Origin of the sequence: Streptomyces sp. NPDC088732 (assembly GCF_044751205.1) — a bacterium.
Classification (GTDB): domain Bacteria; phylum Actinomycetota; class Actinomycetes; order Streptomycetales; family Streptomycetaceae; genus Actinacidiphila.
Genome location: NZ_JBIVLI010000007.1, coordinates 232,762 through 247,897, shown reverse-complemented (window position 1 = coordinate 247,897; position 15,136 = coordinate 232,762). Strand labels below are relative to the sequence as shown.

The following is a 15,136-nucleotide window of genomic DNA, read 5'->3' as shown; positions in this document are numbered from 1 at the left end:
CGTGTTCCCCCGTGCCCCCGTACCCCGTCCGTCCGCCGCGCGGCGCCGGAGCGCCCCCCTCGCGCGGCCGTGAACGGGACATCAGGCTACGCGGGCATTTGTGCCAATCCCATCCCAGATGTCTGGGGGTGCGCCTAGCCTGCTGACGTGACCACCGCTCCCCGCCCCGGCCCGGGTTCACGTCCCCGCCCCCGTACGGACCGGCCCAGCCCCGCCGCACGCGCCGCCCTCGCCGACGACCTCGCCCGCCGGCTGCGCGGAGCCGAACACCCCGGCGCCCTGGACGTTCTGCGCACCGCCGCCGACACACTGCTCGGCGTGGTCGGGGCGGACGTGTGGTGCGCCGTCATGCTCGACCCGGCGACCCTCCTCGACACCGGCGGCCGCCACGAAGAGGGCTTCCCCCAGGCGGTGATGCCGCGGCTCTTCGAGATCGAGCACACGGAGCAGACCGGCGTCGACCACCTGCGCGCGCTGACACGCCGTCCGGGCAGCGCGAGCCTGCTCAGCCGGTCCATGGCCGGACGGCTCGACGAGAGCGTCTACTACCGCGACATCCTGCGCCCCACCGGCCTCGCCGACGAACTGCGCGTCCTGCTCCGCCACGGCACGCGCACCTGGGGGCTGTTCGTCCTGTGCCGGGCCCCCGGTTCGGCGCCCTTCACGGCCGCCGACGTCGCGCTGGCCGACTCGTTCAGCACCCCAGCCACGCAGGCGCTGCGCCGCTCACTGCTGCTGTCCGGCATCGACCGGGGGGACGTACCGGACGCCGCGGGACTGCTCGCCTTCGACGACGACCAGGGGCTCCGGCTGCGCACCGCCACCGCGGAACGCTGGCTCGCGCTCGTCCAGGAGTCCCACCCCGCCGCCGCCCGCCCGTACCCGCTCACCCTCACCGCGCTGCTCAGCAAGGCCCGCGCGGCGGGCCCCGGCGCGCACGTCCAGTCCCGCGCCCTGACCCGCACGGGCCACTGGATCACGCTCAGCGCCTGGCGCGAACCGGCCCCCGACACGCCCGAGTCCACCGGCTCGGACGCCGTGCTCACCTACGTCAGCCTCGCCCCCAGCCACCCGGGCGAACTCACCGCCATCGTGCTCGACGCCTACGGACTGACCCCGCGCGAACGCGAGGTCGCCCAGCACGTCCTGCTCGGCCGTTCGACGGCGGACGTCGCCGACGCCCTCCGCATCGCCGAGTACACCGTCCAGGACCACCTGCGCAAAGTCTTCGACAAGGCCGGCGTCCGCAGCCGCCGAGAGTTCACCGGCGACCTCTTCCGGCGCTGCTACCTCCCGCGCCTGCCCGCGCCCCCGCTCACCACGGACGGCCGGATGCGGAACGACGCCTCCTGAACCACCGCCGGGGCGGGGGCGCCAACTCCTCCTCCAAGGTGCGCAGCAGGGTCGCGCCCGGGGTGAAGTCGTACGACTCCAGACCCCGGACGTCGAGGTCCCGGCGCAGGTACACCATCGTCAGATCCCGCCACCGGTAGAGGTCATGGGGCCGCTCCCCGGTCCGCCGCCACGCGTCGCAGCCCGCCCGCAGCCCGAGCAGCGCGCCGCGTGTCGTCCGGTCGGCACACAGCCCGCCCGCCGAGTACAGCCAGTCGTTGAGTTCACGTGCGACCTCGCCGGCCGCCTCGGGCGCCACCGCGCCGTCGAGCGTCGACAGCGCCCGCAGCACCTCGAACGCCCGCGGGTACGCCGCGAGACGGGCCCTGTGCACCTCCAGCGCCCACGCGGTCTTGAGGTCCGTCCGCCACTTCTGCCGCTCGCGCCTGATCTGCGCCCACGTCAGCAACCCCGTCCCGGCGCCCACCACCAAGGCCACCAGCCCCGACACCGCCGCCGCCACGACCTGCTCGTCCACGCCCCGCCCCTCCCCGCCCCCGAACCCACCCCCGTCGCCGCGGGGTGCGGTTCCAGGATGCGGCACGACCGTGTCCCGTTCAGGCCCCGGCGGACTTCGCCGTCTCCTGCCCGCGCGGCCCGGCCGCGGCCGGGCCGGCGCCGGGGGACCGGAAGGCGCGCCAGGGCAGGAGCAGGGCGCTGCCGAGGCAGAGCACGCCGGCGAGGAGGACGGCGAAGCGGACTCCGGCCAGGGCGGCGGCGGTTGCGCCGATCGCCAGCCCCAGCGGCTGGGCGGTCCGGGTGCCGACCGACCACGCCGTGACCACGCGCACCATGAGGTGGTCGTCCGTCGCCGACATGCGGTAGGCGGCGAACGAGGGGTTGAAGACGCCGGCGGCCGTCAGCAGGCAGGTGTCGGCCGCGACGAGCACGGCCAGGCCCGCGGACCCGGGCGGCACCCACGCGAGCAGCACGAGCCAGGGCGTCCGCACCACGCCGAACAGCAGCAGGAGCCGGTGTGCGCCGAGCCGGCGCGAGACCGGGGCGGTCAGGCGGGACCCCAGAATCCCGCCGAGGCACGGCAGTCCGAGCGACAGCCCGTACTGCCACGGTGTGAAATGCAGCTCCCCGAGCATCAGGACGGCCAGCAGCGGACTGCTCATCATGACGGCCCCGCTGAAGAGCAGTGCGTTCCAGAAGAGCGGACGCAGGCCCGGATGCGCGGCGATGTACCGCCAGCCGGCCAGGAGTTCGCGTGTCCGCCCCGGAGCCGCCGCAGGCACCGGGGGCTCCGGCTCCGGGCGCCGGATCCGGCCGACCCCCAGCGCGGACAGGAGGAAGGAGACCGCGTCGACGCCCATCGACACCGTCGCCCCGAAGACGCCGACCAGCAGCCCGCCGACCGGCGGCCCCACGCTCAGGCTGAGCCAGCTGGTCGTCTCCAGCCGCGCGGCCGCCCGGAGCCGGTCCTCGGGCGCGACGAGCCCTTTGAGGTGCGCGGTGCTCGCCGCGCCGAAGGCGATCGCTGCCGTCGCCTGCACGACGCCGACCGCGCACAACTGGGCGAAGGTGAGGACACCGAGGGCCGCCGCGACCGGAACGCTGAGCAGCGCGGCGAACCGCAGCAGATCCGCCGCGATCATGACCGGGCGTTTCCGCCGGTGCTCGATCCGTACCCCCAGCGGCAGGGTGACCGCGGCCGCCACGACCGCGGACAGTGCGGCGAGCAGGGAGACCTGGGACGCCGGGGCGTCCAGGGCCACCACCGCGACCAGCGGCAGCGCACCGGAACCGACCGCGCTGCCCGCCGCGCTCACGGCATAGGCGGCCCACAGGCGGCCGAAGTCCCGTCGTGCATAAGTCGATTGCTCGTCCCGTGAAGCCACGGCGGGTGAGCCTACGGCCTGCCGCGGCCCCTGCGGCGGCCCGCCGGTCCTACCGGCCGCGCCGGGCGCTGCTGAAGCGGCGCTGGTACGCGGCGGGGCTGATGGACAACTCCCGTGCGAAGACCCGGCGGAGACTCTCGTAACTCGGGAACCCGGCCAGCAGCGCGGCCTGCGTCGCGGAGTGCCCCTGGTCGAGCAGGTTCTTCGCGATGTCGAACCGGATCGCCTCGACGTAGCGGGCCGGGGTGGTGGCCAGCTCCGTCCGGAACAGCCGGGTGAGATGGCGGGGGCTGAGGTTGAGGTGCCCGGCGAGTTCACCGAGGGAGTGGTTCCCCGCGGGATCGGCCGTCACCAGGTCGACGATGCTCCGCAGGGCCGGGGACCGGGGCGGCGGGCCCTCCAGGGGCGCCGAGAACTGCGACTGGCCGCCCGCCCGTTGCAGGTAGACCACCAGGGCGCGGGCCACCTTCCGGCTCAGCTCCGGCCCGTGGTCCTCCTCGACGAGGGCCAGCGCGAGGTCGATCCCCGCGGTGACGCCCGCCGAGGTGTACGTGCTGCCGTCGCGCACGTAGATGGCGTCGGGATCGACGCTGACCCTCGGGTGCCGGGCGGCGAGTTCACGCGCGACCTTCCAGTGGGTCGTCGCCCGCTTGCCGTCCAGCAGCCCGCCGGCGCCCAGGACGAACGCCCCCGAGCAGACCGACGCGACCCGCCCGGCCCGGCCCGCCAATTCCTTCGCGGCCTCGACCAGGTCCGGCGTAATGGGCGTCCTGGGATAGACGATCCCGCCCGGCATCATGAACGTGTCCGGGTCCGGCTCCGCGGCGGGGCCGCCGTCGACGGCGATCCGGATGCCGATCGACGAGGCGACGTCGGTCCCGGTCGTCGACAGCAGCACGATCCGGTAGTCCGCGCCCAGCCGGTTCGCCTCGCCGAACACCTCCGCCGGCCCGGCCACGTCCAGCAGCGCGACCCCGTCGTAGACGAGGATCGCGACCCGGTGCGTCCCGGAGCTCACAGTCCTACTCCTCGGTGGTGGTGATGTCGGTATTCGAGTGGTTCCTGGCCGGACCGAGGCGGCGGCGGAGCCGGGCGCTAGGCATCGTGGAGAACAGAGGCACTGCCCACTTCTCAGCGTCTCCACTGTCTCACCGAAAGCGCGTGCACCATGACCGACACCATCGCAGCCGTCGAAACACCCGATACCGCGGCAGTCGCGGAGGCCACCGCATTCCTCCAGGAAACGGCCGGCCCCCTCATCGTCCACCATTCCCATCGCGTTTTCCTCTTCGCCTCCCTCCATGCGCGCGATCTCGGTCTCCGGCCCGATCCGGAGCTGCTCTTCATTTCCTCGATGTTCCACGACACGGGGCTCGCGACGCCGTTCTCCGACGCGGAGCAGCGCTTCGAGCTCGACGGTGCCGACCACGCCCGCAAGTTCCTGCTCGACCGCGGGTTCCCGCACAGTGCCGTCGAGGTCGTCTGGACGGCGATCGCGCTGCACACGACGCCCGGGATCCCCAGCCGGATGGGCCCGGTGACGGCCGCCATGAACTACGGCGTCCTGACCGACGTGCTCGGCTGGGGACTGGACAGGCTGGACGCCGGCCAGGTGGACGAGATCGTCGCCGCCCATCCGCGCGGAGAATTCAAGAAGGGATTCCTCCAGGCATTCGTCGACGGACTCAAGAACCGCCCGGACACCACTTACGGGACAATCAATGCGGACATCCTCGAACGCTTTGTCCCGGGATTCCACCGCACCTCGATGGTCGAGCGCATCGCCGACGCGCCCTGGCCGAATTGACGTCGGGGAAACCGGAGGACATCCGATGACACCGCCGGCTTCGGTCCGCGACCGCCGCCGTCCGGGACGGCAGGCCGGCTTCACCGTGTTGGCGGTCGCCACCGTGGTGATGATGGCGACCGCGAGCGCGCCCTCGCCGTTCTATCCGCTGTACCGGGAGCGCTGGGGACTCTCGGTCACCATGGTGACGGTCGTCTTCGCCGTGTACGTCGCGGGACTGCTCGCCGCCCTGCTGACCGTGGGACCCCTGGGCGACCGCCTCGGACGCCGCCCGGTCCTGCTCGCCGCGCTCCTGCTGGCGGCGGTCGGCACCGCCCTCTTCTGGACGGCGAACGGCGCCCCGTCCCTGGTCGCCGCCCGGGTGGTGCAGGGCGTCGCCACGGGAACGGCCACGAGCGGCCTGGCCGCGGGGCTGGTCGAGTTCTCGCCCGCGGGACGCCCGCACGCGGGGACCACGGTGACGTCGGTCGGCACGAACGCCGGGCTGGCCGCCGGCGCCGCGGCGGTCGGGCTGCTGGTGAGCCACGTCGCCCACCCCGACACGTACGTCTTCGCCACCCTCACCGCCGCCTTCCTCGTCCTGGCGGGACTGGTCCTGCTGATCCCCGAGACGGCCGCGCCGGGCGCCGCCCCGACGGCCGCCCGGCGCCTCGGCCCGCGCGTCCCCCCGGCGGCCCGGCCCCGGTTCCTGGCCGCCGTGCCCGCCCTCGTCGCGGGATGGGCGGTGACGGGGCTGTTCCTCGCGCTGACCCCGTCCCTGGTGACCGGCGTCCTGCACGTGACCTGGGGCGCCGCGGGCGGCCTCGACATCGCGGCGCTGTTCCTGGCCGGTGCGGTGGGGGGCGTGTGGTCGCTGCGCCGCACGGCCCGGTCGGCGACGCTGCTGGGAGCGGTCCTCCTGGTCCTCGGGGCGGCGGGCCTGGCGGCGGCGGTCGCCGCGTCGTCGGCGGCCGGCTTCGCGTGCGGTGCAGTCCTCGCCGGCCTGGGATCGGGGATGACGTTCCACGGGAACCTGCGCGCGATCGGGGCGGTCACCACCGCGGACTCGCGCTCGCAGGTGTTCTCGGCCGTCTACGTCGTCAGTTACGCGGCCCTGAGCCTTCCGGCGCTCGCGGCCGGACTCCTGGCACCCGCCTGGGGACTGAGGACCACGAGCTTTGCCTTCATCGGGTTCGTCGGCGTGCTGTCCGCCGTCGCCCTCGCCCACGCACGGGACGCCGACTCGGCCGGGACAGCCGGGACACCCGCGACAGCCGACTCCGCCACAGCGAACATCCACTGACCACCGGACACAGGAGCAGCCATGCAAGCCCTCACCACGTCGGACCGCGAGGCAGGCCTCGGCGGACTGGCCCTGGCCCACCTGCCGTACCCCCACGCCGCCGAGAACGACGTCGTCGTCCGCGTGCACGCCGCCGGCTTCACCCGCGGGGAGCTCGACTGGCCGGCGACGTGGTCCGACCGCGCCGGCCGCGACCGCACCCCGACCGTGCCCGGGCACGAGGTCTCGGGTGTCGTGGCGGCCCTCGGCTACGGAACTACCGGCCTCACGGTCGGCCAGCGGGTCTTCGGACTCACCGACTGGGCCCGCGACGGCTCGCTGGCCGAGTACGTCGCCGTGGAGGCCCGCAACCTCGCCCCGCTCCCCGCCGACGTCGACCACACCGTGGCCGCCGCACTGCCGATCTCCGGACTCACCGCCTGGCAGGGCCTGTTCGACCACGCGCGGCTCACGAGCGGTCAGACCGTACTGATCCACGGCGCGGCGGGCGCCGTCGGCTCGGTCGCGGTGCAGTTCGCGCACGAGGCGGGAGCGCGCGTGATCGGCACCGGCCGGGCCGCCGACCGGGACACCGCGCTCGCGCTGGGCGCGCACGTCTTCCTGGACCTAGACGCCGGCGAACTCGCGGACGCCGGGGAGGTGGACGTGGTCTTCGACGTGATCGGCGGGGACGTCCTCGCCCGCTCGACCGCGCTCGTGCGCGCCGGCGGCACGGTCGTCACCATCGCGGAGCCGCCCACCGTCCGGCCCGACGACGGGCGGGCGCTGTTCTTCGTCGTCGAACCCGATCGCGCGCGCCTCGCGGACCTGGCGCAGCGCGTCCTGGACGGGCGCCTGTCGGTGCGGGTGGGCGCCGTCCGCCCGCTGGCCGAGGCGGCCGCCGCCTTCGCCCCGGACCGGCGCGTCAAGGGCAGGACGATCATCCGGGTCGCGGAGGACTGACGGCCGCCGCCCGCGGTGTCACCGGCCGGGCAGGCGCTCCGTGATCTCCTGGAGCAACCAGCCGTTCCCGTCCGGGTCGCTGAAGGTGGCGTACGAGGCGTAGGAGGTGCGGCCGGGTTCGGGACCCTCGATCCGTTCCTGGCCCGCACCGCGGTGGACGGCCTCCCCGCCCTCGTGCCCGTGGTGGAGAACTCCCCCGGCGTCGTGGAACACCTCGCTCATCCCGACGCCGCGGCCGACGAGTTCCTCGCGCGCCTTCTCGACGTCCGCGACGATGAGGTACAGGCCCTGGACGGTGCCGGGGGCGGTGGAGATCGTTCCCTTGCCGAAGATGATGGAGCACTGCGATCCGGGCGGTGTCATGTGGACCAGCCGGTATTCGTCGCTGAACGTGGTGTCGACGTCCAGGCGGAATCCCGCTGCCTCGTAGAAATTCTTGGCCCGGTCGACGTCGGAGACGGGCAGCACGATGGCTTCGAGCTTCAGATCCATTTCTTTCACCTTCGGGGAAGAGGAATCCGGAAGAAGGCCGCCGGTGGGTGCCCGCCCGGGGCACGGAGGTCAGGACGGCACGGCGCTCACGCGCGGCTCCCGGCCGCACGCTCCGCGGCGTAGCAGACTCCGCAGGTCAGCCGCCGGGCCTCGACGGCCGGGGCGGAGGCGCCCTGCGGGCCGGTGACCGGGGCGCCGGAGACATGCAGGTGCCCGCCGCAGATACCGGCCCCGCAGCGGGCGCAGGCGGCCACGGCGATGGCCGGATCGAGGGTGACCGCCACGGTCGTCGCACGACTCTCCAGCACGCAGTCGTAGCACTGCACAACGGCTCGCCTTTTGTCGCTCACGGGGAATCCGACCCCACAATTTTACACCCGGCCGTTTCCGGTCGCATGTCCGCGATTTCCATCCCGGAATTCCAGGAATATATTGGCAGCCGTTTCGAAACCCGAATTCCGGAATGTGCGCCGGCCCTTACTTCCCCGATTCCTCCGGGTCCTCCCCGGACCGGACGAGCGCGGTGACCAGGTCGTCCAGATCGGCGCCGAGCGGGGTGTCGCAGTCCCACACGGCCTCGTAGGCGATCTCGACGGGCGCCCCGGCCCGGAGGAGGGGGCGGCAACTGGCGTGCTCGTGCGCGACCTTGGACCGGGGCAGCAGCGCCGACCCCAGGCCGATCGCCGCCCATTCGTCGACCGCCCGGAAACTGGCGGCCTCCCCGGGGTAGGCGTGCAGCGCCAGGTCGCCGCCGCGGAAGAGCTCCGTGGTGAAAGTGGTCAGCCCGCAGGTGCCGGGGCCGAGGATGTAGGTGGCGTCCGCCACGGCCTTCAACTCGACCGGGTCGTCGTCGCCGGAGGCGACGGGATCGACCACCACCACGGGTTCCCGCGCGACGACCCGGTGCCGGAACGCCGGCATCCCGGCCACGGCGGGCACAAGGACGATGTCCAGGCGGCCCGCCCGCAGGTCGCCGCTCAGCGGTTCGAGGTCCGCTTCCCGCAGCACGAGGTCGCGTGGACGCTCCAGGGAGCGGGCGGCCTGGAAGACCCGGGCCACCAGATCGGCCCCGATCAGCGGGGACACGCCCAAGCGGATCGTCTCGGCGACCGGGCCGGCCAGCCGCCTGCTGTCGGCGACCAGGACGTCGAGGGAGTCGAGGACGTCGTCGATCAGGGGCAGGATCCGCGCGCCGTGCGCCGTGGGCCTGACCCCGCGCGGCGAGCGGTCGAAGAGCGTGACGCCGAGCTCCTCCTCCAGCCGCGCGACGCCGTTGGACAGGGCCGGTTGCGTGACGCCGTAGGCCCGTGCGGCGGCGCTGAAGGACCCGGTCCGTGACACGGCCTGGACGTAGCGCAAAGCCTCGATGTTCACGGTGACGATTATTCCCTATGGGCGATAACCGACCGCTATACCCGCATTCGCCGAGATCCTCTACCGGGGCTCCGCGGGCCGCCCTACTGTCTGAGGCGTTCCCCCTGTACGCGGCCGTACCGACTCCGGTCCCCGGACGCCGGCGGAACACCTCTCCAGCACACGGGAAGGGCGCGGCGCCCTGTCCCCGCCCATGGGCGATGCGAGCCCCCGCGGCCCCGTGCACCCCCCACACGCACCAAGGAGCACGTCATGTCCAGCAGCACCCTTGACTTCACCGGGCGGAAGGCCGTCGTCGTCGGCGGCACCAGCGGCATCGGGCTGGCCGTCGCCCGCCTGGTCGTCGAGGGCGGCGGCACCGCCGTCGTCACGGGCCGTTCCGAGAGGAGCGCCGCCAAGGCGGCGGCCGAACTGTCCCGCCACGGCGACGCCACGGGCCTGGCCGCCGACCTGATCGACCGCGCCGCCGTGGACCGGCTGCGCGGCACACTGACCGAGGAGCACGCCGACGCCACGCTGCTCGTGAACTCCGCCGGGATCTTCGAGCCGAAGGCGTTCCTGGAGCACACGCAGGACTACTACGACCGCTACCAGGCCATCACCCGGGCCTTCTACTTCATCGCGCAGACCGTGGCCGGCAACATGATCGCCCGCGGCAGCAAGGGGGCCTTCGTCAACATCGGCGGCATGCTGGCCCACCAGGCCATGGCCGCCACCCCGTCCTCGGCGTACTCCGTGGCGAAGGCCGGGCTGCACTCCCTGACCCAGCACATGGCGATGGAGCTCGCGCCGTACGGCATCCGCGTCAACACGGTGGCGCCCGCGGTGGTCCGCACGCCGATCTACGAGGCGTTCATCCCGAAGGACGACATCCCCGCCGCCCTCGACGCGCTGAACACCTTCCACCCCCTCGGCCGCGTGGGGAACCCGGAGGACGTCGCTCCCACGGTGGCGTTCCTGCTGTCCGGCCAGGCGGACTGGGTGACCGGCGCGACATGGGACGTCGACGGCGGCGTCAGGGCCGGCCGCAACCAGTACTGACAGGAGCCGACGTGTCCTACCACGAAGCACATACGCCCCGGAGGCCTTCAAGGCGTTCATGGCCTGGGACACCCAGGTCCTGCGCGGCAGCGACAAGGCCGTCCCGCCGAAGTACACCGAACTTATGCCGGTGGCGGTGGCGTTGACCACCCAGTGCGCGTACCGCATCGAGGCCCGTATTAAGGCCGCGCACGCCGCGGGCGCGACCCGGCGGGAGCTGGCGGAGACCGTGATGATCGCCGCGGCGCTGCGCGCGGGCGGCGGCTACGCGCACGGCTTCATGGCCATGAAGTTCTTCGACCAGGCCGAACGGACCCCCGCCCCCCGACACGTACGCGAAGGCCGCCGCCGGGATGCCCGGCGGCGGCCGTCGTCGCACAACTCGCCCTCGCACGCGGGTAGTCGTGCCCAGGAGCCGCCGGGCTCACCGCGAGTCGCAGACGACCCCGCGGCCCGTATCGCCGTCGCCTGGTGGGAACTAGTATCGCGGCCATGCCGAGCCCCGGGGAGAACGGCCGCAGTCACAGGGCGGCCCCGGCCCCCTGGCGGGCCACTGTGGTGGACCATGACCGTACGGTCGGCCGACCACCCGACGAGCGGACCCACACCGAAGGACAGCCGCTCGCACGGCGGGAAGGCGTACGCATCCACGGTGCGGTCGGGGAAATCAGCTGCGTCGACGCCTCGGGCCGTACCCGCTGGACCCAGCCCATCGCCGGACGTCCCAACGCCGCCCACTTCTCCGGCGGCAGGGTCCTGGTCACGACGGACTCCCTCGACTACACGCCCTGGGGTTTCCTCGGCCCGGCCCTGCTGCTCGACCTGGCGAACGGCGCCCTCATCGCCGAACTGCGCGGGGAACGTGGCGCGGCCCTCCGCGGCGGCCGCTTCCTGCTCGGCCTGGAGGGCTACTCGTTCTTCGACACCTGGGAGCACGACCGTGACGGCACCGTCGTGGACTCCTGGCGCAGCTACGGCCACTACGTCGTCGGCACCGGCGTCCGCGTGGTGGAGGCCGACCGCGCCCTGCCGACCCGCAGCCGGGTGGTCCGGTTGCTGCCCGGCGGTGGCATCGAACGCGGCCCGCAGCTCACCGACCCGCAGGTCCCGCGGCCACTGGTCCTGGAGGACGGCACCATCCTGGTCCTCGACGCCGGGGCGCTGCGCGCCGTCGACCGCCGACTGGAGCACACCGTGCTCGCCGAACTGCTGCCGGTCGACCCCGCCCGGCTCTCAGGCCACGCAGGGGCGTTGCGCCGTGACGGCGACCACATCACCGCGGTCATCGCCGAGCCCGACCCAGGTGATCCCACCCGGCACACCGTTCACACCTGGACCATCGCCCTCCACCCGGGCCCCTGACAGCGGCCCACACCTGCCGGCGCGGGGCCCGGCAGTGCTGCGCCAGGCCCCGCGCCGCGGGACGGGATGCGGTCAGCCCTCCTTGGCGAGGGCCGGGACGAAGCGGGCCGCGTCGATCGTTCCGACGCCGGTCGCCATGTCGTAGCCCTTCACCGCGGTGTAGCCGGTGACGCCCGCGTAGCTGTTGTTCGTGCCGTCCTTCACGTCCACGATTCCGGTGGACGGGTCCGTCGAGGAGCGTGCGTACAGCGAGTACAGGGCCTGGTGGATGTCGCCCAGCCGGTGCCCGGCGGCCTGGTCGGCCAGTGCCACGATGCCGGCGAAGAGCGGGCTGGCCTCGCTGGTGCCGACGTAGACGTCCCAGCCGACCCGCTTCGGGTTGAAGCTGGAGTACACCCAGGCGCCGCCCTTCAGGGAGGCGGACATGGACAGGTCGGGGGTGCCGCGGTGGTCGCCGACCCGCTGCACGCCGTTCTGGTACGAGGGGCGGGAGAAGACGTGGGACAGACCGCCGCCGCCGGCACCGGCGTCGTTGTAGACGCTGTCCGGCGCGATCCGGTCGCCCTTGGCGTCCAGGTGCAGCTGGGTGCCGCCGACGGAGACCACCAGCGGGTCGGCGGTCGGCCAGGCGTTGACCCGGTACGGGTAGTGGGATGTGCCGTCCGACGTGGTGTTGGTGGCGCCGCTGTCGCCGGAGGCGGCGACGAGGGTCACCCCGTGCTTCTGGGCGTCCTTGAACGCGTACCGCAGGTTCTCGATGCTGGAGAAGTCACCCCGGTTGAAACCGGGGAAGCTGTTCTCCGCCACGCCCCAGCTCTGGCTGATCACATCGCCCACGCCGCGGTCGATGAGGGCCTTCTCGGCGTCCATGACCTCGCGCAGGCCGGTGGTGCCGTCCCCGATGCGGCCGACGCCGGTCTCCGCAAGGACGATGTGCGCGTCGGGGGCTACGGCGTGCGCCATCTCGACGTCGAGGGTGGTCTCGCCGGCCCAGGCGATCTGGTCGGCGTCGCTGGTGTCGAAGCGTGGGACCTTGCCCCACTTGACGACGTCGACGTGGGTGCTCTTGATGCCGAAGCGGGCACTGTAGACGTCCAGGTCGTGCTGGACGGTGGGCGAGCCGAAGGGGTCGACGATCACAATCGTGCGGCCCTTGCCGGTGATGCCCGCCCGGTACAGCGGTTCGAGGTCGTACGCCTGGCGGAACTGGCTCGCGGAGTAGCAGGCGATCTGCCACTTCTCCCGGCACTCCGCGGTGGTCATCAGGTTGTGGGCCGCGTTCTTCGACTCCTGCCCGGCAGCGCGCGCGGGCTTGGCTCCCGGCGCCGGCCGCACGGGCGCGGCGACGGCGGCGGACCCGGACAGAAGCGTTGCCGCTGTCGCGACACTGGTGAGGCTGGTGATCCAAGCTGCGGCGACCGCAGTGCGCCGCCGCGCATGAATCCTGCGCATAGATGCTCCTCGTAGTGGACTAGACCACGTTCGGCCGTTGCCCGCGATCTCACTCCGAGGACGCCCACGGGGCAAGGGAATGCCCGTGTGGGACTTGTCACTGCTTGGTCTGATTCGATGGCGTATGCCCGCACGGGCCGCGCCGCATGGAGGCGCGCACGGCGCAGGCTCCAGCCGTGCGGGAAAGGGACATTGAGGTGTCAGGCTGCTTCCGGCCGGGCCGCTGTCGCGTTCACCCGATATCACCGATTTGGCACTTATGTGAGACGCCTCACGACGCGACCGGCAGTACTGAACCGGTCACCCGAAGACCGCATCACAGCGGGCGCACGGCGCGGAGCCGAGGACATAGGTCAGCTTGTGCGCGATGCCGGGCCGGCCGTCCGCAAGGGCGCAGGAGTGCAGGACGAGACGGCGAGGGGCTCCAAGGGCAGCTTCGCCGCAGTCTCGTTCATGTACAGGTAACCATGCTCGCCGAACACAATGAAGTCCTCGGCTTGGCAAGCGGTTCGGGGGCCCAGACGTTGACGCCCTCAAAATGAGGCGGGCGGCCAGCAAGTAGAAGTAGTCCGTGGGGGTATCGACGAGTCAGGGGTCCCGCAGGGCTTCCGCGATCAGCACCACGAGGTCGGCGATCGCTGGGCACGGGTCACCAGAGGGTCCTCATCCCATACGGCCGATCCCCTTCTGGCCACGATGCGCGGCCAGGACCAGGGCACCCGACGACTGGCCGCCGACCACTGACGCGCCAGCAGCGGTGCCCTGAGGGCATGGCCGAGACCAGAGGTCGCTCCACCGGGGATGCGCGCGTCCGGACCACAAACGCGAGCAGGCCAGAGACATCTTCCACGGTGCCGTAGGTGTGGTGGAGCCGGGACCAGTCCGTCCAGCAGAACTGGGGGAGTGGCCAGTTACGACGGGTCAGAACTCGCCGTCGCGCACGCCGAGTCGAAACGCCGCCCACCCCTCCGCGGTGAACCGCAGCGCCGGCAGTTCCGGGTTCTGCGAATCCCGGAGCGCAACGGCCCCTCCGCCGAGGTCCGCGACCTCCACACACGTCTTCGTCCACCGGTTGGTGTAGCTGCTGGTGACCCAGTCCGCACCACTCAGGTCGAGGGCATACAGCTCAGCCTTCACGCCGTCCATCATGGAATCTCCCGTTGCTACGGCATGGACGATCTCTCCCTCCAGCATCACCCCGACGCCCCGTACATGCATCCCGCCCCCCTCTCGGCCCCCCGGGGGCTGTCAGGTGACCTTGGCTGGTCGCGAGGTCTTCTGGCGTCTCGTGCGAGGTACCCCCGGCAGGATCCGACCCTGCACACACGGCTCCGGAGGCCTCTTATGGCATGCGCGTTTCAGCAGGTGACAGGCTTCGAGTTGGGTCTCTCTGCCTTTCCAGTCCACAGGGAGTCCGCACGTTGATGGGTGTGGACCTGCGATGCGCCCGCCGGCGAGTTGAGGCTCGACCACGCTTGGGGATGAGTCGCACAGGTGGACGTCGGAGATCTCAGAGCTAGCCGTCATTACCAGTTTGTACGGATGCTGTCGCGAGCCGCTGCTTGACCTCGCCGCCCGCAAGAGGATCGTTGTGCTAGCTGTCTGAGCGTCTGACGAGTCGGCGTGTGACGTCGCTCGCAACAGTCGAGTTTGCTCCTGTGACCGCCTCTGACCAGCCAGCACTACACAACGTAACCGCCTTCAGTCGCCCGATCGGCTTGACGCACTACGCTCCGTCGCTATGCTGATCTCCGATCACGGAGCGTAGTGCGTCAAGCCGATCGGGCGATAGTGTTTGGGGAAGATTTTACTATTGGCCGCACTTCAAGACCTGGGCGAATGTCAAATTGTCCAGTTTGCGACTTTTCGAGTGCGGATTGATCTTCACTAACGAGGTGTACTACACCCCATCGTCGTCTATCCTCATCTCATGACGACTCTCATGGATCCTCAAGTGCGCGCGCAGATGCGCGCACGCCGTGTTGAGCTCTCCAAGAGGATCGAGGAGCCAACGCCCGAAGAGCGTCGAGTGCAGGAACGGATCAAGGACTCGTTCAGCGGGCTAGATGGAAGCGATGCCGCTTACCTTGCCCTCCTGACGGGCGCCTCGCGTGAGGACCTCCGTCGCGTCGGCGCTGCCTGAGTGTC

The 15,136-nt window shown here is 71.9% G+C and carries 15 protein-coding genes and 1 pseudogene; 8 read left to right on the top strand and 8 right to left on the bottom strand.

Translation table 11 applies throughout. From position 1 onward, the window contains the following. Positions 1–147 precede the first annotated feature (147 nt). Positions 148–1,353, top strand: a complete 1,206-nt coding sequence (locus ACIP9H_RS15195; RefSeq protein WP_401580390.1) for a helix-turn-helix transcriptional regulator — start codon at positions 148–150, stop codon at positions 1,351–1,353. Here ACIP9H_RS15195 and ACIP9H_RS15190 read toward each other — a convergent pair. The 3 genes from ACIP9H_RS15190 to ACIP9H_RS15180 all read right to left on the bottom strand — a co-directional run bounded on the left by ACIP9H_RS15190 (position 1,316) and on the right by ACIP9H_RS15180 (position 4,254). Then, positions 1,316–1,870, bottom strand: coding sequence for a hypothetical protein (locus ACIP9H_RS15190; RefSeq protein WP_401580389.1), 555 nt, complete (start codon positions 1,868–1,870; stop codon positions 1,316–1,318). The genes ACIP9H_RS15195 and ACIP9H_RS15190 overlap by 38 nt on opposite strands. A 79-nt stretch (positions 1,871–1,949) precedes the next feature. Continuing rightward, positions 1,950–3,236, bottom strand: coding sequence for an MFS transporter (locus ACIP9H_RS15185; protein ID WP_401959359.1), 1,287 nt, complete (start codon positions 3,234–3,236; stop codon positions 1,950–1,952). 49 nt (positions 3,237–3,285) lie between these two features. Then, positions 3,286–4,254: a GlxA family transcriptional regulator gene (locus tag ACIP9H_RS15180; protein ID WP_401580386.1), complete on the bottom strand. Its 969-nt coding sequence runs from the start codon at positions 4,252–4,254 to the stop codon at positions 3,286–3,288. A gap of 150 nt (positions 4,255–4,404) precedes the next feature. Here ACIP9H_RS15180 and ACIP9H_RS15175 point away from each other — a divergent pair, with 150 nt between their 5' ends. From ACIP9H_RS15175 to ACIP9H_RS15165, 3 genes are read left to right on the top strand one after another with little or no spacing between them, the layout of a single operon-like run. Next, entirely contained in the window at positions 4,405–5,043 is a 639-nt protein-coding gene (locus ACIP9H_RS15175; RefSeq protein WP_401580384.1) for an HD domain-containing protein, read from the top strand. Between the two features lie 25 nt (positions 5,044–5,068). Next, positions 5,069–6,325 carry an MFS transporter gene (locus tag ACIP9H_RS15170; protein ID WP_401959356.1) on the top strand — a complete coding sequence of 419 codons (1,257 nt, stop codon included), beginning with the start codon at positions 5,069–5,071 and terminating at the stop codon, positions 6,323–6,325. Between the two features lie 21 nt (positions 6,326–6,346). Next, positions 6,347–7,267 carry an NADP-dependent oxidoreductase gene (locus ACIP9H_RS15165; protein ID WP_401959354.1) on the top strand — a complete coding sequence of 307 codons (921 nt, stop codon included), beginning with the start codon at positions 6,347–6,349 and terminating at the stop codon, positions 7,265–7,267. An 18-nt stretch (positions 7,268–7,285) separates the two neighbouring features. Here the strand turns inward: ACIP9H_RS15165 and ACIP9H_RS15160 are convergent, their stop codons facing one another. From ACIP9H_RS15160 to ACIP9H_RS15150, 3 genes are all read right to left on the bottom strand, one after another. Next, positions 7,286–7,759, bottom strand: coding sequence for a VOC family protein (locus tag ACIP9H_RS15160; RefSeq protein WP_401959352.1), 474 nt, complete (start codon positions 7,757–7,759; stop codon positions 7,286–7,288). An 86-nt stretch (positions 7,760–7,845) separates the two neighbouring features. After that, positions 7,846–8,109 carry a hypothetical protein gene (locus ACIP9H_RS15155; protein WP_401580375.1) on the bottom strand — a complete coding sequence of 88 codons (264 nt, stop codon included), beginning with the start codon at positions 8,107–8,109 and terminating at the stop codon, positions 7,846–7,848. A gap of 127 nt (positions 8,110–8,236) precedes the next feature. Further along, on the bottom strand, positions 8,237–9,133 hold the full coding sequence (locus ACIP9H_RS15150) for a LysR family transcriptional regulator (protein ID WP_401959351.1): 897 nt from the start codon (positions 9,131–9,133) through the stop codon (positions 8,237–8,239). Positions 9,134–9,385: 252 nt separating this feature from the next. Here ACIP9H_RS15150 and ACIP9H_RS15145 point away from each other — a divergent pair, with 252 nt between their 5' ends. The 3 genes and pseudogenes from ACIP9H_RS15145 (at position 9,386) to ACIP9H_RS15135 (ending at position 11,536) form a co-directional block, all read left to right on the top strand. Further along, complete coding sequence (locus ACIP9H_RS15145; protein ID WP_401959349.1) at positions 9,386–10,174, top strand: SDR family NAD(P)-dependent oxidoreductase; 789 nt, start codon at positions 9,386–9,388, stop codon at positions 10,172–10,174. A gap of 49 nt (positions 10,175–10,223) precedes the next feature. Next, positions 10,224–10,436: pseudogene (locus tag ACIP9H_RS15140) on the top strand (carboxymuconolactone decarboxylase family protein); the annotation flags it as partial. A gap of 230 nt (positions 10,437–10,666) precedes the next feature. Next, the gene (locus tag ACIP9H_RS15135; protein WP_401580367.1) at positions 10,667–11,536 is read left to right on the top strand and encodes a hypothetical protein; all 870 of its coding nucleotides are present in this window, start codon (positions 10,667–10,669) and stop codon (positions 11,534–11,536) included. A gap of 72 nt (positions 11,537–11,608) precedes the next feature. Here ACIP9H_RS15135 and ACIP9H_RS15130 read toward each other — a convergent pair whose 3' ends face one another. Together ACIP9H_RS15130 and ACIP9H_RS15125 are read right to left on the bottom strand one after the other, a co-directional pair. Next, positions 11,609–12,988, bottom strand: a complete 1,380-nt coding sequence (locus ACIP9H_RS15130; RefSeq protein ID WP_401580365.1) for a S8 family serine peptidase — start codon at positions 12,986–12,988, stop codon at positions 11,609–11,611. Between the two features lie 921 nt (positions 12,989–13,909). Beyond that, on the bottom strand, positions 13,910–14,134 hold the full coding sequence (locus ACIP9H_RS15125; protein WP_401959412.1) for a DUF397 domain-containing protein: 225 nt from the start codon (positions 14,132–14,134) through the stop codon (positions 13,910–13,912). Between the two features lie 784 nt (positions 14,135–14,918). Between ACIP9H_RS15125 and ACIP9H_RS15120 the strand changes: the two genes are divergently transcribed. Beyond that, on the top strand, positions 14,919–15,131 hold the full coding sequence (locus ACIP9H_RS15120; RefSeq protein WP_401959347.1) for a hypothetical protein: 213 nt from the start codon (positions 14,919–14,921) through the stop codon (positions 15,129–15,131). Positions 15,132–15,136: the final 5 nt, after the last annotated feature.